Origin of the sequence: Acetobacter estunensis, from assembly GCF_019083805.1 — a bacterium.
Lineage (GTDB): Bacteria > Pseudomonadota > Alphaproteobacteria > Acetobacterales > Acetobacteraceae > Acetobacter > Acetobacter estunensis_A.
In genome coordinates, this window is the sequence record NZ_JAHRDV010000042.1 from 1 (window position 1) to 613 (window position 613).

A 613-nucleotide genomic window follows, 5' to 3' on the forward strand; every position below is an offset into this window, starting at 1 on the left:
CAAACCCACCGCCTCCTCCACCGCCACCGTGAGCAAAGGCGGGTGCAGTACTGCTGAAAGCGAGAGCAATGGCGAATACAGATGAAAGAAGGGAAAGACGGTTCGTGGACATGATGTGTCTCCCGAATGCCGGGCAGGATGATGGACCTGACGCCTGATGCCGACAGGGTAATGGCGCGAGGTCCGAAACGGAAACTGAGCGTTATATGGGTATGACGGTCCGCGCATGCCACCAGTGGCGATCAGAACACTCTGGAGGCACATTGTGACGGGATGAGGACCACTCAGCGCCGCAATTGTCTCGGTCCGTAACAGCGGGTCGCCCATGTTCAATATTCGGCCGCCTGCTAGATTGCCGTTGCGAGGAAATATGAGGGCGATCGTGCGGAAATTGATGCTGGCCAGTCTTCTGGTGATGGAATGTGGCGTGGCGCAGGCGCGTTCCTACAGGCCTGTGGCGGCCTGCACGCCGCTTCCGCAAAAGGACGAGGCCGCGCGACTTGTCTGTACGGACGATGATGTCGCCCGTCATGCGCTGATGTTCGATCAGGCATGGCAGGCGCTGCGGCATGAAACGCAGGGCGTGGCGCGCGACGTGCTCGATCGAGATGTC

1 protein-coding gene is annotated in these 613 nt (G+C 59.9%); it reads left to right on the forward strand.

The features are described 5' to 3' along the window. Positions 1–370: 370 nt before the first annotated feature. On the forward strand, positions 371–613 hold a 243-nt coding region (locus KUA11_RS16945), incomplete at its 3' end, for a hypothetical protein (protein WP_217412204.1).